The 23,236-nt window shown below is 60.3% G+C and carries 24 protein-coding genes, 1 pseudogene and 1 riboswitch; of the genes and pseudogenes, 13 read left to right on the forward strand and 12 right to left on the reverse strand.

From position 1 onward, the window contains the following. Positions 1–38 precede the first annotated feature (38 nt). A complete protein-coding gene (locus EKH49_RS11800; RefSeq protein ID WP_161567516.1) occupies positions 39–446 on the reverse strand; it encodes a nuclear transport factor 2 family protein in 408 nt (135 codons plus the stop codon). A gap of 326 nt (positions 447–772) precedes the next feature. On the opposite strand from EKH49_RS11800, the gene EKH49_RS11805 reads away from it, so the two are divergent. Continuing rightward, a complete protein-coding gene (locus tag EKH49_RS11805) occupies positions 773–1,171 on the forward strand; it encodes a hypothetical protein (protein WP_236641139.1) in 399 nt (132 codons plus the stop codon). A gap of 319 nt (positions 1,172–1,490) precedes the next feature. Here the strand turns inward: EKH49_RS11805 and EKH49_RS11810 are convergent, their stop codons facing one another. From EKH49_RS11810 to EKH49_RS11825, 4 genes are all read right to left on the reverse strand, one after another. Continuing rightward, the gene (locus EKH49_RS11810; RefSeq protein ID WP_236641140.1) at positions 1,491–2,513 is read right to left on the reverse strand and encodes an MBL fold metallo-hydrolase; all 1,023 of its coding nucleotides are present in this window, start codon (positions 2,511–2,513) and stop codon (positions 1,491–1,493) included. Positions 2,514–2,612: 99 nt separating this feature from the next. Then, on the reverse strand, positions 2,613–3,758 hold the full coding sequence (locus EKH49_RS11815) for an ABC transporter substrate-binding protein (RefSeq protein WP_128470992.1): 1,146 nt from the start codon (positions 3,756–3,758) through the stop codon (positions 2,613–2,615). A gap of 54 nt (positions 3,759–3,812) precedes the next feature. Continuing rightward, on the reverse strand, positions 3,813–4,952 hold the full coding sequence (locus EKH49_RS11820) for an ABC transporter ATP-binding protein (RefSeq protein ID WP_128470993.1): 1,140 nt from the start codon (positions 4,950–4,952) through the stop codon (positions 3,813–3,815). 11 nt (positions 4,953–4,963) lie between these two features. After that, positions 4,964–6,727 carry an ABC transporter permease gene (locus EKH49_RS11825; RefSeq protein WP_066143247.1) on the reverse strand — a complete coding sequence of 588 codons (1,764 nt, stop codon included), beginning with the start codon at positions 6,725–6,727 and terminating at the stop codon, positions 4,964–4,966. Positions 6,728–7,088: 361 nt separating this feature from the next. Here EKH49_RS11825 and EKH49_RS11830 point away from each other — a divergent pair, with 361 nt between their 5' ends. Both EKH49_RS11830 and EKH49_RS11835 read left to right on the forward strand, forming a co-directional pair. Next, positions 7,089–8,150: a CdaR family transcriptional regulator gene (locus EKH49_RS11830; RefSeq protein WP_066143249.1), complete on the forward strand. Its 1,062-nt coding sequence runs from the start codon at positions 7,089–7,091 to the stop codon at positions 8,148–8,150. Between the two features lie 292 nt (positions 8,151–8,442). Continuing rightward, entirely contained in the window at positions 8,443–9,804 is a 1,362-nt protein-coding gene (locus tag EKH49_RS11835) for a GntP family permease (RefSeq protein ID WP_128470994.1), read from the forward strand. A gap of 93 nt (positions 9,805–9,897) precedes the next feature. Here the strand turns inward: EKH49_RS11835 and EKH49_RS11840 are convergent, their stop codons facing one another. Then, positions 9,898–10,254: an SdpI family protein gene (locus EKH49_RS11840; RefSeq protein WP_201739604.1), complete on the reverse strand. Its 357-nt coding sequence runs from the start codon at positions 10,252–10,254 to the stop codon at positions 9,898–9,900. Positions 10,255–10,470: 216 nt separating this feature from the next. Continuing rightward, positions 10,471–10,561, forward strand: a riboswitch (SAM riboswitch). A 48-nt stretch (positions 10,562–10,609) separates the two neighbouring features. Here EKH49_RS11840 and EKH49_RS11845 point away from each other — a divergent pair. From EKH49_RS11845 to EKH49_RS11855, 3 genes are all read left to right on the forward strand, one after another. Next, positions 10,610–11,836, forward strand: coding sequence for an acyl-CoA dehydrogenase family protein (locus tag EKH49_RS11845; RefSeq protein WP_128470995.1), 1,227 nt, complete (start codon positions 10,610–10,612; stop codon positions 11,834–11,836). A 25-nt stretch (positions 11,837–11,861) separates the two neighbouring features. Further along, positions 11,862–13,091 (forward strand): acyl-CoA dehydrogenase family protein, encoded by a 1,230-nt coding sequence (locus tag EKH49_RS11850; protein ID WP_128470996.1) that lies wholly within the window; start codon positions 11,862–11,864, stop codon positions 13,089–13,091. Between the two features lie 91 nt (positions 13,092–13,182). After that, positions 13,183–14,109 (forward strand): LysR family transcriptional regulator, encoded by a 927-nt coding sequence (locus tag EKH49_RS11855; RefSeq protein ID WP_128470997.1) that lies wholly within the window; start codon positions 13,183–13,185, stop codon positions 14,107–14,109. Positions 14,110–14,145: 36 nt separating this feature from the next. Here EKH49_RS11855 and EKH49_RS11860 read toward each other — a convergent pair whose 3' ends face one another. Then, complete coding sequence (locus EKH49_RS11860; RefSeq protein ID WP_128470998.1) at positions 14,146–15,132, reverse strand: MFS transporter; 987 nt, start codon at positions 15,130–15,132, stop codon at positions 14,146–14,148. A 149-nt stretch (positions 15,133–15,281) separates the two neighbouring features. On the opposite strand from EKH49_RS11860, the gene EKH49_RS11865 reads away from it, so the two are divergent. The 4 genes from EKH49_RS11865 to EKH49_RS11880 all read left to right on the forward strand — a co-directional run bounded on the left by EKH49_RS11865 (position 15,282) and on the right by EKH49_RS11880 (position 17,098). Continuing rightward, positions 15,282–15,665, forward strand: coding sequence for a YidH family protein (locus tag EKH49_RS11865; RefSeq protein WP_128470999.1), 384 nt, complete (start codon positions 15,282–15,284; stop codon positions 15,663–15,665). Beyond that, a complete protein-coding gene (locus EKH49_RS11870) occupies positions 15,662–15,994 on the forward strand; it encodes a DUF202 domain-containing protein (protein ID WP_128471000.1) in 333 nt (110 codons plus the stop codon). Before EKH49_RS11865 ends, EKH49_RS11870 begins: the two co-directional genes overlap by 4 nt. 133 nt (positions 15,995–16,127) lie before the next feature. Continuing rightward, positions 16,128–16,562, forward strand: a complete 435-nt coding sequence (locus tag EKH49_RS11875) for a DUF6069 family protein (protein WP_128471001.1) — start codon at positions 16,128–16,130, stop codon at positions 16,560–16,562. A 98-nt stretch (positions 16,563–16,660) separates the two neighbouring features. After that, positions 16,661–17,098, forward strand: a complete 438-nt coding sequence (locus EKH49_RS11880; protein ID WP_128471002.1) for a DUF6069 family protein — start codon at positions 16,661–16,663, stop codon at positions 17,096–17,098. A gap of 92 nt (positions 17,099–17,190) precedes the next feature. Here EKH49_RS11880 and EKH49_RS11885 read toward each other — a convergent pair whose 3' ends face one another. From EKH49_RS11885 to EKH49_RS11900, 4 genes and pseudogenes are all read right to left on the reverse strand, one after another. Next, entirely contained in the window at positions 17,191–18,492 is a 1,302-nt protein-coding gene (locus EKH49_RS11885) for an MFS transporter (RefSeq protein ID WP_128471003.1), read from the reverse strand. Between the two features lie 156 nt (positions 18,493–18,648). Continuing rightward, positions 18,649–19,152 carry a hypothetical protein gene (locus EKH49_RS11890; protein WP_128471004.1) on the reverse strand — a complete coding sequence of 168 codons (504 nt, stop codon included), beginning with the start codon at positions 19,150–19,152 and terminating at the stop codon, positions 18,649–18,651. 61 nt (positions 19,153–19,213) lie between these two features. Then, positions 19,214–19,555: pseudogene (locus tag EKH49_RS11895) on the reverse strand (transposase); the annotation flags it as partial. A 210-nt stretch (positions 19,556–19,765) separates the two neighbouring features. Next, positions 19,766–20,020, reverse strand: a complete 255-nt coding sequence (locus tag EKH49_RS11900) for a hypothetical protein (protein WP_128471006.1) — start codon at positions 20,018–20,020, stop codon at positions 19,766–19,768. Positions 20,021–20,268: 248 nt separating this feature from the next. Here EKH49_RS11900 and EKH49_RS11905 point away from each other — a divergent pair, with 248 nt between their 5' ends. After that, the gene (locus EKH49_RS11905; protein ID WP_128471007.1) at positions 20,269–20,931 is read left to right on the forward strand and encodes a hypothetical protein; all 663 of its coding nucleotides are present in this window, start codon (positions 20,269–20,271) and stop codon (positions 20,929–20,931) included. Positions 20,932–20,986: 55 nt separating this feature from the next. Here the strand turns inward: EKH49_RS11905 and EKH49_RS11910 are convergent, their stop codons facing one another. Beyond that, positions 20,987–21,310, reverse strand: coding sequence for a hypothetical protein (locus EKH49_RS11910; RefSeq protein WP_128471008.1), 324 nt, complete (start codon positions 21,308–21,310; stop codon positions 20,987–20,989). Positions 21,311–21,575: 265 nt separating this feature from the next. On the opposite strand from EKH49_RS11910, the gene EKH49_RS11915 reads away from it, so the two are divergent. Then, entirely contained in the window at positions 21,576–22,226 is a 651-nt protein-coding gene (locus EKH49_RS11915; RefSeq protein WP_128471009.1) for a hypothetical protein, read from the forward strand. Continuing rightward, positions 22,219–22,647 (forward strand): hypothetical protein, encoded by a 429-nt coding sequence (locus tag EKH49_RS11920; RefSeq protein ID WP_128471010.1) that lies wholly within the window; start codon positions 22,219–22,221, stop codon positions 22,645–22,647. Before EKH49_RS11915 ends, EKH49_RS11920 begins: the two co-directional genes overlap by 8 nt. Positions 22,648–23,236: the final 589 nt, after the last annotated feature.

A 23,236-nucleotide genomic window follows, 5' to 3' on the forward strand; every position in this document is an offset into this window, starting at 1 on the left:
CGGCAAGCTGGAATCATCCAGCTTGCCGCCGCTGACGTTTAATTCCTTGCGCAGGCGCCATATGCGGTTTTGGACCCAACAAAGAGCCGCAGTTTCCACTGTCCATCGGTGCAGGCCCACACCGTGCGATTGGCAGTTTCCAGCTGCTTCTCAACGCCGCCCGAAACCAGACGCATCGTCATGGTGCCTTCGACCACCGCCACCTCGCCTTCCTGGGTGATCGAATCGAAGTCGTGGTTGAGCGCCAAATATTCGACGGCCCCGGAACCCAGCAGTTCCAGCAACGAGTCGCGGTTATCGACCCGACCGGTGGAATGGGTGTACTGCAGTTCAGGATCCAGCAGGGTCTCCAAGGTTTCGAGGTCGCCTGCCAGCATGGCCGAGAGCCGTTGGGCTTCGGCTTCGCGCAGCTGCGCTTCCAGTTTCACCGGATCGAAAGTGCTCATTGGTGTCAGCTCCTTAGTAGGTTTCAAATTGCAGGTGATTCGCCACGTGCAGGCAGCGAATCGTGGTTTCGGGTTGAGGCCATGGGGTGAATCCCTCAGACGAGGGGATGAGCAGGGCGCAGGACAGTTACCTCGCATCGCTGATGTCCAGGGCTGCTGATCTTTCTACGCTGTAATCATGCTCAAGAAAAAGTATCTCTCTGCCGGCTCGCTCGCCTTTCCCTTTGCCCTGCTGCTCACTGGATGCAGCGCTTCTGACCTCTTTGCCGACAAGTACGATGAATCCACCACGCGAACTGCCGTAACGTCGGCGCAGGCCGTTGCCGATGGCCTGCTGCCCGATTGGGTTCCCCCCCCCCGGCGGCACCGACGTGCAACTGGTCCAGCGCAACACCGGTGCCGAACGTATCTTCACGATGAAATACGACGGCAAGCTGGATAGCGGGCAATGCACGGCGCTGAAAACAGCAGGAGATCCAACCGCTGCGGAACTGGCCAAGGCCTATGCTTCAGATCCGCGCACCAAGAATTTCGAGCCTGATGAGATCTCAGAAACCCGCACCTTGGATGCCGACTGGTGGCCGGCCGATGGCCAGGACAAGACAACTGACCTGTGCGGACGTTTCTGGGTGCATCAGGCAGACGGCGCGCTCTATGCCTTTGCGCCGGACACGGTCTCCAACGTCCACGCTATAGAAAAGGAACAGGCGAAGCCGAACGGCTAGCGCGAGCCGCGCAATCCGGTTATTGGCTAGCCTTCGGAGTCACACGAGTTGCGTAGAAAACGCAGGCGGCCAGTCCGAGGAGACTGAAGACTACGGCCGCAATTCCAATCAAGGCCGGAAGGTACTGGGTCCAAGTCATGTTCAGGGAGACTAGCAGTGCTACCAGGAATCCGCCGGTCAGATAACTGATAGCTGAACTCATTATGAACCTTCCACGGGTGAAACTTGTTCCTGCGAGCCTAGCATCACCTGCGGCCTGCACCAAGGATTTGCCGGCATGTTCTTCCGACTCGGAGGCTGCTTCGAGGTTCGCATCGTGCTATCCGTTCTCGTGATGGGACACCACCCCTGCATTGATCTCGAAGCTGTCGCCATCGCACGGAACGAACAGGTTTCCACCAAATTGCTCCTTGGCGCCTTGCCATGTTTCGGCAGGCGAACCAGCAGGGACCAAATGGTGCAGCGCAAGGTTTGCGGCGTTTGCCTGCTGTGCGATGGCGCCTGCATCCTGCGGTGTCGTGTGCGCCCGCCGATGATGTCCCATGCTGGCCTCGAGCTCTGCCGGGGTGGCGTTCGGGTAGCTGCGCGCCACAGCTTCGAGATCGATGGCTTCATGGAATAGCAAGTCACAGTGCTCGGCCAGCCGTACCAAGTTCTGGCTCGGTGCGGTGTCGCCCGAAACCACCACGGAACCGTAGGCGCTGTCGATACGGAACGCGAAAGCCGGAGCCACCGGACGGTGCTGTACCAGAATCGCAGAGACCTTCACGAGCTCGTCGGCATACACCTCGAATGGCTGCATCTGCGGGTGATTGGCATCGTTGGGGTGATAGCCGGCCTCGGCAGGAATTTCGATGTCCTCCCCAGTGAAGATCTTGGAGATATCCGGTGCGCCGGAGTCCCTGCGGCGGTCATTGAGGTCGGTGGCGTGTGCCTGTAGCAGCCGCTGGACCATTTCTGCTGTCCCAGGGGTTGGCGACTGCGGGAAGATCACCTCGACGTCCTTGTCGGCGTGCTGCACTTCGGGCAAGACGCCGCGGTCTGCGGGACCGAACACGCGCACCCGCAGATCGGGCTTGCCCCGAAACGCCAAGCCGCCGAGCACCATCAGGGAGTTCAAATCGATGACGTGGTCGGAGTGCTGGTGGGTAATGAATACGGCGCGCAGGCTGGTGGGTGCCAGCCCGGCTTCAGCAAGGCCCAGCCCGACCCCGTGGCCGCAGTCGATGAGGTAGGTGTGCCCGTCGACCTCCACAGCAGTGGCGATTCCACGCCGGTGGCCGTTGGCGATGCCTCGGCGCAGCAGCGGTCCGCCCGCTGTACCCAGGGCATGGATTGTCATTCCGCTCTTCATCGGCGCGATCGCTTTCTATGGGAGGGATCCGATATGGAAAAACGATGGTGGGCATCGCCAGGCGATGCCCACCATCGTTGCAGGGTCTTATTTGTTGAAGACGCTGCTGACAGCCTTCTGTCCTTCGCGCTGGCGCTCGGTCACGTCGACAAGGTCAGGACGTGGGAACAATGGGACCTCTGCCGGGTTTTCAAATGGCAGGTCCAGGCCTTCGGCATTCACGATCGGGCCGTGGCCGGCCTTGGCCTTGACTTCATTGGCTTCTGGGGAATTCAACCAGGAGACGAACAGCTCAGCCGCCTTGTTGTTCTCAGCTTCCTTGATGACGCCGGCATACCAGTAAGTCGCCCAGTTGCCGCCCTCGACCGGGTAGGAGATCTCCACCGGAGCACCGTCGTTGGTCAGGGTCAGGTAGTTGCCCATGGCGCCCATCAAGCAGACATAAGCTCGGCCCTGGACTACTGCGTTGTGGCATTCGGCCGTGCTGGAAGAGAAGATCGGATCCTGCGCGGCCAGCTTCTCGAGGTATGGCTTGCCTAGCTTGTCCGCATTCAAGACCAGGTCGGCCCACTGCATGCCGCCGCCGTCGGTGCTCGGGTCGGTCATGGTGATCTTGCCCTTGTAGGCAGGATCCAGCAGGTCATCCCAGCTGTCCGGGGTCTGGCCCAGATCCTGGCGGGTGTCGTAGATCAGGCCGCGAGGCGAAGCCGAGACCGCGGTCAGGGTGCCGTTCTCCAGCGAGAACTGCGGATCGCTGGTGACCTTCTCTGCATTTGCCGGGCGGTATTCCTCGAAGTAGTCGCGGTCCGCGAGGGAGACGGCGCCTACATCGCCGGTGATGACGATGTCTGCAATGCGCTGCCCGGAGGACTGCTCCTGGGAGATCTTCGTATCCAGTTCCGCGCCGACGATCTGCAACGGCGCAACCTCGATGCCAGGGAAGCGCTCGCCGAACGCTTCGAAGACCGAAGGCCAGGTGGCGGTCAACGGAGTGTAGATATTCAGTGACTCCTGACCCGCTTCCAGGGCGGCCGCATACTGTTCTTCAAATTGGGCTTTGGCTTCTTCGCCGCCCAGGGCTTCAACGGTGTCGATGCCCTCGCGTTCGCCCAGGCCGTCAGCGCTGGCGGCGTCGTTGCCGCCACAGGCGCTGAGCAGGAGCAGGGACGACAGTCCCAGGGCTGCAACGATGGTTGCCTTGTTCTTCTTGATCCCCATGGTGGTGCCTTTCATTGTGATGGTCGAAAATAGCGTCTTGGCTGGTGTGGTGCCCGGCTGCGTCGTGTCTCAGGCCATGGCCGGGACGTTGGCATGCAGAGCAGGCAGGCAAGCCAGGGAGTCGGGCGAAATGGCACCGGAGATGATATCGCCGACTTTCGGTGCGCCGGTTAGCCAAATGTTGGCGACCTCGGCGGTGCGAATGGAAACGGTGACCTTATGCGGGCCGAGCTGCAGCTCGTAGATGAAGTCATCGCCTAGGTACATCACGTCGGTAATCAGCCCCTCGAAGGCATTCGGCTTGTCGGCCGCGGGTGGGCCGAGAATGACCGAGGAGGAACGGACAGCGACATCGACACGCTGGCCCTCATGCACATCATTGCGCGGTGGGCAGACCAGGCGCATTTCGGTGCCTTCCAGCAAAACCTTGACTCCATATTGGTCGGCGCCGACAACGGTGCCTTCGATGAAGTTGTCGTATCCAACGAAATCGGCCACAAAGTGGGAGACCGGGTGCCAATAGATTTCGCGCGGGCTGCCGACCTGCTCAATCGCGCCCTTGTTGAGCAGCACGATTCGGGTGGACAGCGAGACCGCCTCTTCCTGATCGTGTGTGACGTAGATGGAAGTGGTGCCGACGCGCTTGTGCATTTCACGCAATTCCGAACGCATGTCTTGGCGCAATCGGGCATCCAGATTGGACAGCGGCTCATCGAAGAGCAGCAGCTGAGGGGTCGCCACGAGGGCCCGGGCCAAGGCAACGCGCTGCTGCTGGCCGCCGGAAAGATCGGTGGCCATGCGGCTGGAATATTCTGACAGGCCCACCATGTCCAGTGCTTCGCGGACGCGGCGTGCGCGTTCGTCGATGCCGATTTTGCGCATCTTCAGCGGGTAGGCGACATTGGAGGCCACCGACATGTGCGGCCAGAGGGCGTAGCTCTGGAAAACCATGCCGATGTCACGCTTGTCCGGCGCGATGTGGGTGCGGTGCGCCGGGTCGTCCACGACCTTGCCTCCGATGGAGACGCGGCCGCCGGTGGGGCGTTCCAGGCCAGCGACGCAGCGCAGGGTGGTGGTTTTGCCGCAGCCGGAGGGGCCGAGCAGGGTCAGGAATTCGCCTTCCTTGATTTCCAAGTCCAGTGATTCCACTGCAGCTGGCGCTTTGGGCGAGTACTTTTTTTCTAGCGACTCAATACTGACGTGTGCCATGGAATTTCCTATCACTTGGAAACGGAGGTCGGGACTCGACGCAAGGTGGTTGGATCGTTGTCTGCTTCGAGGGCCTTGGAAAGTGCTGGATCGAAGGTATCGGTGGGTGTTGCGGTATCGACAAGGCGTCCGCGGCGGGTGGTCCTGCTCTCGTTGGCCTTCTTGAACAGTGCGCCGATGGCCATGAGGAGACCGCCACCGACCGCGAGCAGGGCCAGCAGCAACAGCAGCAACGCTGCGGCAGTGGAGCCGTTGCCTAGTTGCGTGTAGTAGTTGTAGACCAGCAGCGATACAGTTTCTGTCTTGGCGCTGGAAAGCAGGATCGGAATATCCAGGCTGCCCGCCGCCATCACGCCGGTGATGAACCAGGAAGCCAGGAAGGTCGGGCCGATCAGCGGCACCACGATGGTCAGCAGCATCCTCGGCGCGGAAGCGCCGCAGATGCGGGCTGATTCCTCCAGCTCGACGCCCAACTGGCCCACCGGGCCTGAAGTGGCGCGCTGCGCGATGGGGGTGACCACGATGACCAGCGCAATCAGCACGATCCAGATCGAGCCATAGAGGCTTTTCAGGCCCGGGATGCTGAGGTATGCCCACGTGATGGCCAAGGCGAGGACGATGCCCGGCACCGCGACCACGGCCCAGACGATGAGTTCTGGCACCTGTGCCCAGCGGCTCTTGCTACGCAGGGCGACATAGGTAATCAACACGGCCAGGATTGTTGCGAGGAGCCCGCCGACAACACCCATGATCAAGGTATTTTCCAGTGCCCGGACGACTTTCGAGGACTCGAACAGTCCGATGTAGTGCTTGAAAGTGAAGCCGGCAACTCCCAGCACCGGTTGGAAGGAGCCGATGATCAGCTGGAGCAGCGGAAGCACCAGTGCGACACCGACGTATCCGATGAACAGGCTGAAGCCGACCCATTTCCAACGGCCGATCTCTTCCTTCTCAATGCGGAAGGCTTTGCCGGTCACAGTGATGAAGTTGCGGTTGCCGATGGCCTTGGAGCGGATGGCCACCAGAATGTAGATGACGGCGATCAGCAACAGTGCCAACGCGCTGGCCGAGTCGTAGCGGATGGGCGTCGTCGCCAGGAAATCATAAATCTGAGTAGGGAAGACATAGATTGCCGCTGGAACGCCGAGGATCAGGGCGACATCCAGCTGGCCTAGGGAGTTAACGAATCCGAGGATGGCCAGACCGGACAGGGTCGGCAGCAGAATCGGGATGTTTACATCCAGGAAGAGCCGGACACGGTTGGCACCAGAGAGCAGTGCGGCTTCTTCGAGCGAACGGTTCAGCGCACGAACCGGACCGAGCAGCAATAGGTACATCACCGAAATTGCCTTCAGCCCGCTGACGATGATCAAACCGGCCCAGGAATACGCATCCAGGCGTGGCGAGCCGTCTGCGGAGACACCGAAGAATTGGGTCAGCAAACCGGTAGGCGAGGTCATCATGCCCCAGCTGATCGCGAAGAAAAGCGTCGGTATGGCAAAAATGGTGACCATGACGGGGGTGATGGCCTTGCCGGCAGGAGTCTTGGTCCGCATGGAAATCCAAGCAAAGATGAATCCGCCAATGATGCCAATGGACTGCACCGCAACGGCATAGATGACCGAGGCCCACAGGGTCTCCCATGTCGCGGGATCACCGTAGGCATCGACGATGCCGGCGAGGCCGAACGAGCCTTCGGTGCCCGGTTGTCCGCTGCGGAAAGTGCCGTAAATGAGCATTGCCAGCGGATAACCGAAGAAAGCGCAGATAAACAAGAGAAAGAGGGCTAGCAATGCCCCGGACGACCTGATTTTTCTCACAACTTCTACTCCCCATGTCTTCTATCCGGGCAAGCGCAACAAATATCCGAGATGCTGTTTGGCCGAAAGCTTATAAACATATTGCGTGTGATCTAATGCACTGTCAAGCAATAAATGTATTTTCTGACTTGGAAAATTTTTTAGCTTTACCGCGGCGCATCAGTTCCCTTGGCTGGTGATGGCGATCACATGGCTGTGACTGCGGGTGGTTTATTGATGATGCTTCGAGTAACTGTTGCTGTCAGCCCGGAACCTTGATTGCTTGTGTGCGCTTATGTTTCATGTTTGTGCACTCCCTAGCCGATAGGATGAGCTCATGAGCGAAAAGGAGCAACCGCGGCTGGCCAGCGCATTGGCGCAGAAAGTTGTCGACACGATTGCTCCGACCATCAACCGCAACGTGAACATCATGAATGCTCACGGGGTCATCATCGCTTCGACCGATGCCGCGCGAATCGGCACCCACCACGACGGCAGCGCCGAGGCAATCAGTCGCAACGCCATCATCCGGGTCAGCCAGGCTGACGGTTCCGCGGGAACCCTGCCAGGGGTCAATGTCCCTCTGACGCTGAACGGCCAGCTGTGCGGAGTTGTTGGCGTGACCGGTGCTCCGCATGAGGTGGAGCCGCTGGCCGGCCTGATTGCCTTGACGGTGCAATTGCTCTTCGCCCAGGACTACGAGCACTCGCGCAGTGCGCGCCGCGAGACCGAGGCCCGAGACATCATTTCTGCGCTGATCGCAGGCCGCGTTGCCCCCGAAGTCATCGACCGCTCGCTGGCGGCCCACGGCTTGCGCGGGCCCAAGTGCATCGAAGCATGGCTCCCGCGAAGCGTCGAGGATCCTTTGCTCGAAGAACCGGCCAAGGAACACCATCGCACGTCTTGGATCAGCCTTTCCGGTGCGTACTGGAGGCTACGCGCCACCCACGAGCCCGCTTTCGCTGAAGAGCGCATGGATGAGGAGCGTTTCCTCGTCTCCATGCCGGTGGAAACGGCAGCGGACCTCATGGCTGAAACCGAGGCGCTGCGGGCGCTGCTGGGCTATCCGCCACTCGTGCCGCGCTACGCCCAACGCCGAATGTGGAGCCGGGAAATTGCCGTGGCTATCGCCCGCACCCCAGCGCGCAGCCTGGAACATGCGGCTGCCCCGGCGCAACAGCTCAATGAGGAACAGGCCAAAACCCTCTTGGTGGTGTCGACGGCTGCATCGATGAGCCAGGCTGCCACGGATCTGCATATTCACCGCAACACCTTGGTGCAACGGCTTGAGCGGATCAGCCAGATCAGTGGTGTGGACATTCGGCAGTCCAGCGAGTCCCTGAAACTCCAGCATGCGATTTACGCGCGAGTGGCCTTGGGGCAGCTGCATATTTTCTAGGACCCGGGAACGGGGGTGCGGGTGACAGTTGTGGCAGTAGCGGGATATTTGCACACATTTACCCCGACCAGAATCAGGCAAATATGGTCGTGTGCCCATAGGCATCCGGGGCAGCTTTTCCTAATATTGGCAGGATGATCGATCTTTGCGCCCGAATTCCGTGGCGGCACGGAGGCATCTAGCCCAACGGGCAAAGCCTTGAGCAGCTTTGCCGACAGAGCTGGTCCGCCGATTCTGCCGCCGTGGGCCAGGCGCAGAGCACTACCGTTATTGGCAAAGGAGCCAACCCGCCGTGTATGAACTGCTTGTTCTGCTGATCCTTGTCGTGGCCATCGTGATGGTCACGGCACGCTTGAAGATCAGCCCATTCCTCGCCCTCATTGGCGCCGCCATCTTGGCCGCTTTCGCCTACCGGATTCCGTTGGCCGATGTGGCCTCGACGGTCACCACGGCCTTCGGCAGCACCATGGGCAACATCGGTCTGGTGATCCTGTTCGGAACAATGATTGGCGTCATCCTGGAGAAATCCGGCGCCGCGATCTCCATGGCAGATGCGCTGATCAAGGTGCTGGGCACGCGGTTCCCCAACCTGACGCTCTCAATCATCGGCTACATCGTTTCCATTCCCGTCTTCTGCGACTCCGGGTACGTGGTGCTCAACTCGCTGCGCAAAGCCATCACCCTGCGCACCGGAGTTTCCGCGCTGGCGACATCCATCGCATTGATGACCGGCCTGTACGCAACCCACACCATGGTGCCTCCGACTCCGGGACCGCTGGCCGCAGCCGAGAGCATCGGCGTTGCCGACAACCTGGGCCTGATCATCGCAGTCGGCTTGCCAGTTGCCGCCATCTCGGCGCTGGCCGGCTTGGCCTACGCCAGCCGTTTCAACAAGTCCAAGTGGACTCCGCTGCCCAGTGAAGGCGAAGACGACCTCTCCGAACTCGACTACGAGCAGCTGCGCGCAAGCTTCGGCAAATTGCCCCACCCGGCGTTGGCCTTCATGCCGATCCTGGTTCCGCTCGTGCTGATCTGCGCCGCCTCCATTGCGAAGCTGCCTTCGCTCCCGTTCGGCGAGGGCATCGCCCTGGAAATCCTTTCCTTCATCGGTACTCCGGTGATCGCGCTGATTTTCGGCTTGATCTCCTCAACCTTCCTGCTCAGCGGCGACAGCAAGCTGTCGGTCTTCAACGAGCAGATGCATGAAGCCGTGCGCACCGCTGCCCCGATCTTGCTGATCACCGGCGCCGGTGCCGGTTTCGGCGCGGTGCTGGCGGCCTCGGATCTGACCACAATTCTTTCGGATTCGCTCAGCGGCCTGGGCTTGGGCCTGGCGGTGCCGTTCCTGATCGCCGCTGCGCTGAAGTCCGCGCAGGGTTCCTCCACCGTGTCCATGGTGACCACCTCCGCGCTGGTCGCGCCGATGCTCGGCTCCTTGGGCCTGGGCTCGGAACTGGGCATGGTGCTCACGGTACTGGCCGTCGGTGCCGGTGCGATGGTTGTCTCGCACGCCAACGACTCGTACTTCTGGGTCGTTTCGCAGCTCAGCCGCATTCCGGTAATTACCGCATACAAGACCTTGAGCGTGGCGACCGCCATCCAGGGTACCGCCGCCTTCCTGACGGTACTGCTCCTGGGAGCCGTACTGCTGTAGCAGGATGCTGGCCAAGTAAACAACGGATCGCACCATCTGCCGATGGTGCGATCCGTTTCTTTATGCGGCCGCAGACTGGCCGGGCTATGCCGGCTAGACGCCTCGCGCGGCCCTGTTCGCTTTTGCGGCCGAGATCATCAGCAACGTGATGACGGCGAGATAGCCGGCCCCGGTTGTGGCGAAGGCGAAACCGAACTGGCCCAGCACGCAGAGAATCGTTGCACCGGCCAGCATGGCCCAGCCGGCCCAGGTAGCCGCGGCCATCAGCGGCGCAGCCCGCCGATGCCCTGCCAGCCAGGCCTCGTCGCTGGCCAAGGTATGGCGCGTCTTGATGCCGATGGACGCATTGCGCGCGAGCTTTCCATCCCGGGCCATGGGTGCGAGGAACGCTGGCACCACAGTGATGCCCATCAACCCGAGCATGAAGGGGATGACGCCTGCTGGATCCACGTTCCACCTGTTCTGACTATTCGCCGTGAACAGCCATCCTATTCGGAGGCAGAGCAGTTCCCGAGTTCAGATTTCGTCATGCAAGTGTCATACGAAGGCCGCGCTGCCATCGATCAGGCAGGCAGGAGGCTCGAAGATGACGTATTTTGTCCTGCCGTTCCCTCGTATGACAGTGCCCTTCCAAGACTGCTGCCGGCAGTGGTTGACTCGGAGCACAACCCATCCAGAGCGGCTGAGAGACCTGGCTCCGCGACGCCGCAGTAAGCCTGCATCCGGCAGGTAGTGCTAACGCCAGGATCGATGGAATCGCAGGGATCCTGCGTCCTTCGGAACCTGCAACGCAAGGGAGAAGAAGATGACCGTACAAAGCACTGGACTACGCCGAGTTCCCTACTACGGGAACGCCAGCGAAACCGAGCTGGAACAGTGGCGCGCAGTTGCCCAACAGGTGGGAGGCACGCTCGCCAAGGACGCCCTGGAACGCGACCGCAAGAACCAGCAGCCATTCGCCGAAGTGCAGCTGCTGCGCGAGGCCGGCTTGCTGAACCTCCTGGTGCCTGCGGAATACGGCGGAGCAGGAGCCCACTGGGAAACCGCCTTCGAGGTGGTCCGCATCCTGGCCGCGGCCGATGGCTCCATCGCGCAACTACTGGCCTACCACTACATCAATCAGTCCAGCATTGCCTTCTATGCTCCGGCGGAGGCGCAAGGCAAGTGGTGGCTACGCACCGTGGAAGGCGGCTGGCTCTGGGGCGATTCGGTTAATCCGGTTGACCCGGATCTGACGCTGAGCGTCGAAGGGGATGGGTACCGGCTGAACGGGGCCAAGCGGTTCTCCACCGGTTCCGGTGTTGGCGAGGTCATCGTCATCAACGCACTGGTCCAGGGCGGGGAATACGACGGGCAGATTCTCGCCTTCGTGCTGCCGCGCGACATCGAAGGACTGGAAATCGTTGACGACTGGGACTACCTGGGCCAGCGGCTCAGCGCCTCGAACTCGCTGAAGTACCACAACGTCAGGCTTGAAGCCGAGGACTTGCTCGGTTTCGTCACCGACGAACCAGTGTCCACCTTGCTCACCCCGGGGATCCAGCTGGCATTCGCCAACTTCTACCTGGGCATCGCCGAAGGAGCGCTGCAGCGCGGCAAGCAGATCCTGCTGGGCCGCAAGAATGCCTGGCTGTTCTCGCAGGCCGACACCTACGCCCAAGACCCGATTTTCCAGCGCACCGTCGGGGAGCTCAAGGCCCGCACCGCCGCAGTGGCTGCACTGACCGAGAAACTCGGCCGGAAATTCGATGCGCTGCTGTCCAAGGCCGGGGACGTCACCCAGCCCGAGCGGGCCGCGCTGGCAGTGGAAATCGCCGAAGCCAAGGTGGTCTCCACCGAGGTGGGCGTCGAGGTGGCGAACCGGATCTTCGAAGTGACCGGATCATCCTCGACCGCGAGCTCGGTGGGCCTGGATTTGTATTGGCGCAACGTGCGTACCCACTCGCTGCATGACCCGGTGGACTACAAGAAGATCGAGGTCGGCGCGTACTTCCTGCGCGGAGAATCCCAGCCGCTCTCGCTCTACACCTAGAATTTCGAACGGATTGGATTCAACGATGACTGTACTTGCAACTGGCACTCGGCTTGCAGGGCTCAAAGCCCGTTTTGCCCCGCTCTTCGCGGACATCGCGCAGGGCGCTGCCGAACGCGACCGCACCGGAGAATTGCCCTACCAAGCGGTGGCCGACCTGGCGGCCGCCGGCTTCGGCGCCGTCCGGGTTCCGGAATCGCACGGCGGGGCCGGGGCGACCCTGCCTGAGCTCTTCGAGCTGTTCGTGGATCTTGCGGCCGCTGATTCCAATATCGCCCAGGCGCTGCGCGCGCACTTCGCCTTCGTCGAGGATCGGCTGGTGGCCGCCGAAGGCCCGGGGCGCGACAAGTGGCTGGCCCGCTTCGCCGCCGGAGAACTGGTGGGCAACTCGTGGACCGAGGTTGGAACCGTGAAGGTCGGGGACGTGATCACCAAGGTCACCCCGGACGGCGAGGGCGGCTTCAAGATCAATGGAACCAAGTACTATTCCACCGGCTCAATTTTCGCTGACTGGCTGGACACCTATGCCGAGCGCACCGACACCGGCAAGCGCGTGATCGCCGCGGTCAACCGCCACCAGCCCGGTGTCGAGCTGGCCGATGACTGGGATGGCTTCGGCCAGCGCACCACGGGTACCGGAACCTCCACCTTCACCGATGCGGTGGTGGCCGAGGAGGACCTGATCGACTTCGATACCCGTTTCAAGTACCAGACCGCGTTCTACCAGCAGGTGCTGCTGGCGGTCCTGGCCGGCTCCGCCAAAGCGGCAGAACGGGACTTCGCCGCCGAGCTGAAGGCGCGCAAGCGGACCTTCAGCCATGCCGCAGCCAATGTGGCGGCCGAAGACCCGCAGCTGCTGCAGGTGATCGGCGAGGTCTCCGCTGCATCCTTCGCCGCCGCGGCAACGGTTCAACGCGTTTCGGTGGCGTTGCAGGGAGCCTACGAAACAGCGCTGGCGCTGCACACCGGCCAGGCGAGCGCAGAAGAGGACGAAGCGGCCAATGATGCGGCCGAGTTGGCCAGCGCGCAGGCGCAGGTGGTGCTGACCCCGCTGGTGCTCAATGCCATCACCCATGCCTTCGATGCGCTGGCTGCCAGCGCGACGAGCGTTTCCAAGAACCTTGATCGGCACTGGCGCAATGCCCGGACCGCTGGCAACCACAATCCCTGGGTCTTCAAGGCGCGGTTGATCGGCGACCTGGCGGTCAACGGCACCGAGCTTCCACGCGTGTGGGCGATCGGCGCCTCGAAGTAGCTTCCATTTCCGTAGCAGGCCCAGCATTCTTTGCCGATGCTGGGCCTGTTGTTTTGCGCCTGCAGAATCGCCCGCTGGCTAGACTGTGTGGGTGATCAATTACACCCTGCGCCAGCTGCAGTATTTCGTCGCCGTCGCAGAACTGGGGTCCATTTCGGCTGCAGCGAAGCAGTGCCATATTTCCCGGGCCGCCATGTCGCAGTCGATGGACGAGCTGGAGCGCGCCGTCGGCTCCCAGCTGCTGGTGCGACGCCGGGCGCGCGGGGTGGTGCTCACCGCTGTCGGCACCGACTTCCTGCTGGATTCGCGGGCGCTGGTGCGCCATGCCGAAGAGGTGCAGGACCTGATCGTCGAGCGCCAGACCAAGCTCTCGGGCCCGCTGGTGATCGGCTGCTATTCCTCGCTGGCAGCGTTCTGGATCCCGGTGATCTGCGAACGCTTCACCAATGTCCACCCGGACCTGCAGGTGACCTTGGTGGAAGGCGATGGCGCCGAGCTGCAAGAACGCATGCTCAAGGGCCACCTGGATGCGGTGCTCACCCATACCCGCCACCTGCTGTCGCAGGTATCCTGGCGCCGCGTAATGTCGGGCCGCCCGTATGTGCTGGTGGGCGGCAACCACCGGCTGGCGGACCGAACCTCTGTTGCGCTCGCCGAGCTGGCCGATGACGATTTCGTTTCACTGGATATTCCCACGGTGCGCGATAACCAGCTGGTGAACCTGCGCATGTCGGGCCTTGATCCGAAGGTGCGCTGGAGTTCGCAGAGCTTCGAGGCGGTGCGCGGGATGGTGGCCCGGGGTCTGGGCTACACCGTGCTGGTGCAGCGTCCGCCGGTCAACCTGAGCTACGACGGGTTGCCGCTGTCGGCGCTGGAGATCGAAGGCGAGGTCGGGGTCAGCGACATCTGCGTGGCCTATACCGCCTCGGAACGCCTGAGCCTGCGGCTGCGCGCGTTCCTGGATTTCTGCGAGGAAACCGGGGCAGAGAAAGAACGCGGGGCCGGCTGTAACCCGTAGGTTCCAACCGGCCCCGCGCTCCAACCAGCCGGGAGGCTAGTGGCTCATTTCCTCGGCTTCGAGGTCCGCGTCGCGGCCTTCCTTGATGCCGTGCATGGCCAGCGCGGCGACGATGAACGCGGCCGCCCAGACGCCGCCGGCGATCCACAGCGAGCCGCCGCCCAGCAGCACCAGGCCGGCAACGATCATCGGGGTGAAGCCTGCGCCCACGGTGGAGGAGAGCTGGTAGACCAGCGAGGCACCGGTGTAGCGGATGCGGGTGGGGAACAGCTCGGCGGTGAATGCGCCGAACGGCCCGAAGATGAACGCCTGGATGATGCCGTTGGCCACGAACAGGGCGATGGCGAACAGCCACAGCTGGCCCAGTTCCAGCATCCACATGATCGGCAGGGCGGCGATGGCGCCGGCGAGGATGCCGACCATCATGACCGGGCGGCGGCCCAGCTTGTCGGAGTAGCGCGAGGATACCCAGATGCCCACCACGGTCAGTGCGGCACCGATGGCCTTGATGTTCAGCACCGCCGTGCGGTCCATTCCGACTTCCTCGACCACGTAGGAGATGGCCCAGACGGTCATCAACCCCTGCACGGTGTAGGAGCTCATGCCCACCAGGGTTCCGCGGATGACCGACTTCGGGTTCTGCGCGAAGACCGGCTGGGGTGCGGTGGTGGCGCGTGGCGACGCTGGCGGCAGGGCGCCGCGGTCGCCGGGGCCGATGATGGAGATCGGGGCCTTGCCAGCTGGCAGGGTGAACATGCCGAAGATGGCCAGCGACGCCAGGTCGATGGTGTGATCCGAATGCAGGTGGGTGAGGAAGATGCCGCGAAGGTTAGCCGGGGTGAATCCCGCTTTCATCAGCTGGTTGCCCACGCCGGTTCCGGCATCCACCAGATAGACGCTGTCGCCCACGATGACGGCGGTGGAAATTCCTGCGCGCTTTCCGGCGTTCTCGCCGGTCCACCAGCGCGGACCGCCGGCGGTGCCCAGCGTCACGACGCGGGGATTGAGATTGGCGGAGGCCATGGAATGCGCCCTTTCTTTCGTTCAAGTGCTGCAATCAATTCTTATGCGCTGGATCACATCCGTAAAACTGTTTTTATCAACCAGCTAAATAGGTTTCACCGATGATTGGTTGGGTATGCTCATAGCATCGACGTACACCAAGGAGGGTCATGTCCGAGCCAGAACGCAGCCGGATCTCACGCTGGCTGCTGCCCGAGGGCAGCGAGCCCGACCCGCGCTTCACCCTTGCCAACGAGCGCACCTTCCTGGCCTGGGTCCGCACCTCATTGGCGTTCCTTGCCGGCGGCACCGCGCTGGAGGCCTTCGCCGCCGAGGCCTTCCCCTCGCCGCTGCGCACCTGGCTGGCGGTGCTGGTGATCGGCGTCGGCATCCTGATCGCCGCCGGTGCCGCGGTGCGCTGGGTTCGTGTAGAGCGCAGCATGCGCACCGGCCGGCCGCTGCCGATTCCCGCCATTGTCCCGCTGCTGGCCTTCGGCGCGGTGGTCGCCTCGCTGGCGGCCATCGTCATGATCTTCTGGTCGCTCGGCTCGTGAAGAACGAACCCATCGAGATCGCCGATGCGGGCCTGCAGCCCGAGCGGACCATCTTCGCGTGGAATCGCACGATGGTCTCCTTCCTCGTGGTCTCCGCTGTTTTCCTGCGCTGGCTGCCGCACTACGGCATCGGCATGATCCTGCTGATCGCGGTGTCCTCGTCGATGGCTCTGGGGATCCTGCTCTCGCAGCGTGCGCGGTATCGGCGCATGGCCCTCGGGGTCAAGCACGAGAAGGTCCAGGCGGACGTGGTTGCGGTGCTGATGACCACGCTGGCGCTTTGTGCGCTGGGCGGATATGCGCTGTTCCTGGTGCTCGGCCCGAACTAAGCACGGTGCAACCGCGTGCCGTTGATGCCGCTGCTGAAAGCATCGGAAAATCGCCGGATCCATTTGCCGCCAGCGGGCGTACAGTGGAACTACCGGTTCAGCTCGAATTCGCCGTAAAAGGGGATGATTTGCGATGCAGGCTGACGTTAGATTCAAGATGCCGTTCAATTTCGCCCAGGTGGTGATTGCGGCTTTCGGGGCCATGTCGCTGAGTGTCTTGGCCTATTTCATTGCCAGGGTCATCGGCGCATCCATGGAGTACTCCGGCGGCTTGTTCCAGAATCTGGATTTCATCCATATCGTGCGCTTCACCGCCCCGCCGATCCTCGTGCTCGGGTTTCTGACCTTCTTGATTGGCCGGGCCAAGCCGGGGTTCTGCCGCATCGCCCAGGTCATCGGCGTTGCAGTCGTGCTGGCCTCGGCGGTGGTGCAGTGGTTCTTCGCCGAGGACTGGGGGACCGCTCTGACGGTGACGATCATGCACCTGGTGGTTGCGGCGTCTTGGTACGTCGCGGTGAACTACTCGAACAAGAAGTTCAACGAGATCGCGGAGCTGGAAAACATATAGCCATGCTAAGTGTCGCGGTTCTCACGGGCTATTGAGAGCCGTGGCACAGGCACTCGGGAATAGAATGGTTGCGAACTTTCAACAATTCTAGGAGTGCCATGACGGCTCAGGGACAACCCAATAGCCCATTCAATTTCATCCAGGTGATTATCGGGGCGCTGGGTACCAGCTACCTGAACGTCATAATCTTCTTCCTGGCTGGCGCCGCTGGGGCATCCCGCCGGATCGGTCCGAACCCAACTGATGTTGTCGCCTTCGACCACCTGCTTCAGTTCACGTTGATTCCGATCCTGTTCTTCGGCCTGGTGGTATTCCTGATTGGACGGGCAAACAAGGGCATTTGCAAGATCGCGCAGTGGATCGGCCTGGTTATAGCTGTCGCATCGATCGCCTTCCCGATCATGCACGCAGCGGATGCAGCTACCGCAGTGGGCCTGAGCCTGATCCATATCGTGACCGGCATCGGCTGGTTCTTCTCCGTGCACTACGGCAACAAGAAGCTGCACGTTCCTTCCAAGGACGTAGCAGTGGCTTGAGCCTGATGCGCAAAACCTCGCAGAACGATCAGCAATGATCTGCTCTGCGAGGTTTTTGCGTTAAGCGGCTGTGCCGCAGTGGTGCCGTGCGGTTACACCCCGACTTGTTCGAGCTGCGGATCCTTGTAGGCCTTGCGCATGCGCGGCAGGAACAGCAGGCTTACGGCCGCCGCGAAGCACAGCACCGCGGCGGTAATCCATGCGGCCAGGTAGCTGCCGGTGGTTTCCCGCGACAGCCCCGCGGTCAGCGAACCTGCGCCGGCACCGATCATGTGGAAGGCGAAGACCCAGCCGAAGACCACGGTGGCCTTGACCGGACCGAAGTACTGGCGGCAGAGCACCACCGTAGGAGGCACCGTGGCCACCCAGTCCAGGCCGTAGAAGATGATGAAGATCCACAGCAGCGGCTCGACGGTGGGACCCATCAGCGAATGCAGGAACAGCAGCGAGAGCCCGCGCAGCGCGTAGTACACCGCAAGCAGCAGCCACGGGCGTACGCGGTCGGTCAGCCACCCGGAGAACACGGTTCCGAGGATGTCGAAAATGCCAACCAGCGCCAGCAACCCGGACGCGGTCGTGGCCGGCATGCCGTGGTCGTGCGCCGCAGGGATGAAGTGCGTCTGCACCAGGCCGTTGGTTGACCAGCCGCAGATCCAGAAGGTCATCGCCAAGACCCAGAATGCCGGGTAGCGCGAGGCAGAGAACAGGGCCTTGAGCGTCGCAGCGGCCATCGAGCCCTGCTGGGGTTCGGCTGCCGGCGTGTCCACGGCATCGGTTGCGCCATAGGGCAGCACCCCGGCTTCGGCAGGGGAGTTGGCAAAGGGCCAGCGCAGCAACGGAATGATCAGCACCGCGAAGACGGCAACTACCAGGGCCGCGATCCGCCAGGAGTACTGCTCGATGATCACCACGATGCTTGGCAGGAACACTAGCTGGCCGGCGGCGTTCGCGCCGGAGAAGATACCCATCACCAAGCCGCGGCGTTCGGAGAACCAGCGGTTGGCCACCACGGAACCGAATACCAGAGCCATCGCCCCGGTTCCCAGACCAACCAGCACGCCCCAGAGTATCCATAACTGCCAGATTTGGCTGATGAACACCGATAATCCGGCGCCCGAAGCCACCAACGCCAGGGCAATGGCAGCCACCTTGCGCATGGAATAGCGTTCCAGCAAGGTCGCGGCGAAGGGTGCCGCCAGGCCGTAGACCACCAGGTTGATGGTCACCGCGGTTGACAGCTGGGAGCGGAGCCAGCCGAATTCGGATTCGAGCGGTTCGAAGAACGCGCCGGTGGTGGAGCGGAATGCCGCCGTGGCAACGAGTGCCAGTGTGGTCACGATGGCGACCAGCCACGCTCGGTGGATCCGCGATGGCTTCCGGGAACTCAATCGCACGCTCCTTATAGGTGATGCTTAAAGCATCGCACCGGCGCGATCAGGCGTTGAAGTTCGTGACACCCATAGAACAAATATTGACACTCCACAGTGATGGACGGCCCTGCATCGCAGGGACTTGCTGCGCAGTTCGCAGCGCGGTGGATGCAGGGTTCGCTAGGCGGGGTCGTTGTCTTTGCCGGGGTTCTGGCGCCGCGTGGGAGGTCGCCGGTTCTGCGGGGGCAGAGCGCCCAGCGCCTGCCGCGGGAAGGTTTTCGGCTTGGACCCGGAGGGCAGCTCGTCGCTGCCCAGTGGATCCGCCGGGTCAGAAGCGCCAGAAGATGTATTGCTTGCTGCAGTGGCCTCGGAACTCTGGGCGGTTACCGGGGCATCGCGGATCACCGGCATCCTGTGTGGAGGCAGCGGGCGATGGTGGTGCACCAAGTAGATCAGCATGGCCAGGGCCTTGTGCATGACCACGATGGTGAAGATTGCAGCTCCGGTGTAGCAGCCCCAGGCAACCAGGTGAAGCGTGGTCACTTCAAGGACGTTGAGCTCCAGCGTGGCGTTGAGCATCAGGAATGTGCCGATCTGCTGGACCACCACGCCGAGCACCGACAAGCCGACGGCAAACCAGAAGTACACCAGGGCATCGGCGCCCGGTTTCCTCACCACAGGCATGTGAAACTCCGTTGGCCAGCTGTCGGCGGTCATTGGTTCACACTATAGTGGCTCTTCGCAATCAAGGGTGTAACACCGGTCTGAACCCACCAGACTCCAACAGGGACCTCGCGATGTAATTCGCGAGGTTCCTGAACCCCAACGCCGAACCTCGAAGATGCTCCAACCGCCCATTGATCGCCTCAGTTGGCCCGTTCGATGACCCCATATGATCGAAATACGCCAAGATATCCGACGCGCGTTTCTTCAACGTTGTCGCCAAGGACCTCACCTCGATCATTTCCCTAGGCAAGGTCGTGGTCAGGTCATGGATCAAATCCCTCAACCGCTCCTTCCCCACGAGTGGGGAAGGTGCCCGGTAAGCGGCGACCATCCGTTGATACACCTTCCACGTCGCTTCCACGAACGGGTCTGCTGAAGGTTTGGTTGACACCAAGGTTTACGCTGCCAGAGCGACAGACTCCTGTAGGCAGGTGAGCAGCTCAAAAACACCGTTAATGGTGAGCCAACCGGTAAGGTCTGCAAAATTCACTTGGACTGACCTGGAGAATCCACGCTAAGGGCTACCCAAACCACGTGCGTCGCTATGGCTGAGACGCGTCGCGTTCAAGAATCAGGGGAGGCCTTCGGCTTTTTCATCGAGACGCTCGCGCCAAGTTCCAAGCCAACTCTTGACCTGCAAATTAAGTATTGGATAGCAGTCAGACTCCTCGACATCAAGCAATCTGGCGAGGTGCGTTCTCGCCGTTGATTCGTCGGGTGCCCGATCAATGATCTCGAAGACCTCTGCTCTACGTTCCAAAGCCATTTTGAGGACATTCACCATTCGCAGGGTGTCCTGGTCGGAAGCGCGCTCGTCGTTGTTCATATCCAGAGTCTCCCATATCTTATTGTGCCTAAGACCGCATGGTTCCCCCTAAAACGCCCCTTATGGGCAACCCTTGCTGGGCATCAAGAACGGTCAATTTTGGAAGCTCAACTCTTTTCCGTTTTGGACCGCCCGCGCATCCAGGAGAAAGAAACTCAATGGCAACAGATATTTGCCAGCGCCTTGACAAGAATTAAGAAAAGCTATGTGGTGGAAATAACATATTCACACTGTGTAGGAAGGCATTAATGTTTACGTCAAAGATTCTTGCTTTGGCTGCCGTAATTGCGCTTTCGGCAACCATCGGCACTCCGAGCCTTGCGATGGAACCCGCGCAGCAGCTCGCACCGGACCAGGCCGAAATAACGACTCAGTTCGATGAGGCTGGAAATCAGGTGTTTTCGACTGAGGCAACAGAACTGACAATCTTGCCAGCAGAAGAATCTACATTCACGCAAGCTGAATATGCGCTGCTTGCTCCCAGCATTCGATGCGACCTCGGGGTCCACCACCCACACGGCTCACATCATGTAACCGGCACGATTAACGGCACCGCCAGCATCTCGTGCAGCGGTGGTAATGACGGTAGCCTAACAATTCACTATTCGTTAATTCGTACAGCCCCCAACCCCACGCAGTGGGGCGGCCCCACAGAATCAAATTCCGGCAGGAACTATATCTCCACCAACCGAGGGGTCAGTTGCAAGGAAGGTCCTGGAGATTTTCGAGGATGGGGAAAGAGCGAAATTAAGCCCCCTCCCGGATACGTACTCGACACTGCACCGACCTACCAAAAATACGGTTCCATCTTACCCATCGCCCGCGGCGCTGCTTCACTTTCTACACAATCAGAATCCGACTTGGCATCTTTGATGACTGTCACGTTCGTGCGAGAAGATCAAAAGAACTAGGTCTTCATTGCTCTTGGGGTGGGGCCGGCAGAACTGCTGGCCCCACCCTGTTGTACTACTCGGGGATGAATCTCCCGATTTCCGTCATCTCACCCATATTTGGGTCTCTCCCCTCAAGGCGAATGAGAGCCGCCACCCGCGGCTTCCGATAATCATCGGGCACGGTTCCGTTTACCTCGACAAACAGCTCATAGGAGCGCCCTGCAGCATGGTCGTGTATCCATTCCTTCACCTGATTGACATCCAACGCGCCTGACACAACAAAGGCCTCTAGGTTAAAGCTCACCTGCCCCGGACCGCTCTGCCAAAAATTGACTCGGTAAGTCGGGTATTCTTCATAGTCTTCTGGCTCTGCATGCACGGTCGGAGTTACTCGCATACTCAGACAATATCTGGGCTTGAAATCATTCAGCCAGTTACCTAAGCCCAGGCCGTTAGTGCGTGTCGCGCACATCAGTGTTCGCTGTCAAAATCGGTGGTTTTAGATCGCGATTACACCCGGAACCCTGAAGAGCCGAAAAAGTCATAACCTAGATGACGATTTACACATTTGCCTTTACTATTAAAATTGAGTTCATATCCAAGATGACCTCACCGTCTCTCGACGACCAGACAGCGTTCCAACACAAGAAAGGTTTCATCTCTTGAAACCTAAAACCTTTGGCTCCATCGCCGCAATAGCTCTATTGGCGTCTTCCTTGATGGTGACCCCAGCTATTGCAGCAACGAATAGCCCCTCCGACTCAGTAGAGCCGATTTCGCATTTTGGGATTGACGCCAGCAACGTCAAGGTAGATGTTTCCTACGTTGATGTGGACAGATTGAACCAAGATGAGAAGCAGGCTTTGGAATTGCTTGCAGAACGAGTAGAGCAGGATGGAGGAGGAGTCATTCTTAGTGTGAGCTCTACCGAGTATGTGCCTGAAGCATCTTCGAATAAAGCAGCAACAACATTTGCTTTGCCTGGTGGGTGCAAGTTAGTAACAGGTGAGTACCATACCCCGAACAGCAGCAACTACAGCCATGTGTCCGGATGGGCGCACAACCGCTGCGACCAAGCCTTTTCGCACAGAATCGAATTAGATATCCATAAAAAGAAAGCCGGAGCTTCAGGTAGCGGAACCATTGTCGCCAGTGAAACAGAGTTCCACAACGAAGTTGAAACTGATTACACGTGCAAAACCGGCTATGTTGCTGAATTCAATACAGTGTCACAAGGACGTGTAACCATCGCTGGCAAAGGCTACATCGCAACAGGCGCTTCAGGCTGGAGGCGATACAACTGTGGTGGATAATTTCCCAGGAGAGCGGAGTGAGGTTGACTATTCTGCGAATGGCCATCAAGACCCAATATTCACAGAACATGCTCTTCTCAAACTGAATCAGCAGTGCTTGCCGTTACCTGAAGTTGACGTGGCAATTGACGCAATGAATCGTGCCACGAATTCAACGATTGCGACTAACAGCAAAGCAGATGTAGACGTATTGCGCCATCTGGCTCTTCTGTATCTGGAATCTTTCAGAAACAAGAACCTTTCCAGAGGTGAGCATAATAAAGCCATCATGAATGTCGCTTCCATAGTGGTTTCGCTTCGTGCCCCCGAAGCCCGTCTTATCTCTTCAGAGGAAATGGATAGCCTACTTTTGAAAATCTACTTGTACTTCTTCCTCGAAGAGTCCACCCCTATTCAGCTCGTGAATAGTCTGCTCAAGTAAGAATCAATACACGCGTGCACGAACTGTGCATCAGTAGATGGTGCAATCCACTCCTATAAGTGGAATGCTCCCCGATAGTTGGACTGTGAAATGAACTGCTCCCCGAAAATTGGACTGTAAAAAGTCGACACTTTTGAGGGAGCATTTTCATGCGTGCACGAAGCACACTCACCGCGAAACAACGGGACTAGGGAAAACTGCAAAAGAAGACAACTAACACATTTCGACATTGAGGTGACAACAATGCATAGAGCCGTACCGTGGTACTTCGCAGCCGCAGTTCGAATTTGATTCATGCTCTCTTGATTCTCTCCTCGCTGCTGCTCATATTGCTCTTCCTGAGCAGTGGTTCAGCCGGTCACTATGAGAAGAGAGCATCAGGGATAACGGCATTTTCCCGCCACTGAACGAGCTCGGCGAAATCCTTAACGTGTGGGCTGAGGAGATTCTAGCGTTATTTGTCGGTCTGGCAGTAGGGCTCTGTTGCAAAAATCGTGAAGCTTGAGCATGCTTGGCGGAGATTGGACGGACGGAACGATGACGGATTTCAAGTGGCGCCATTTCCAGGGTGATGTGATCCTGTGGGCGG

The organism is Glutamicibacter sp. HZAU (assembly GCF_004100365.1).
GTDB classification, from domain to species: domain Bacteria; phylum Actinomycetota; class Actinomycetes; order Actinomycetales; family Micrococcaceae; genus Glutamicibacter; species Glutamicibacter nicotianae.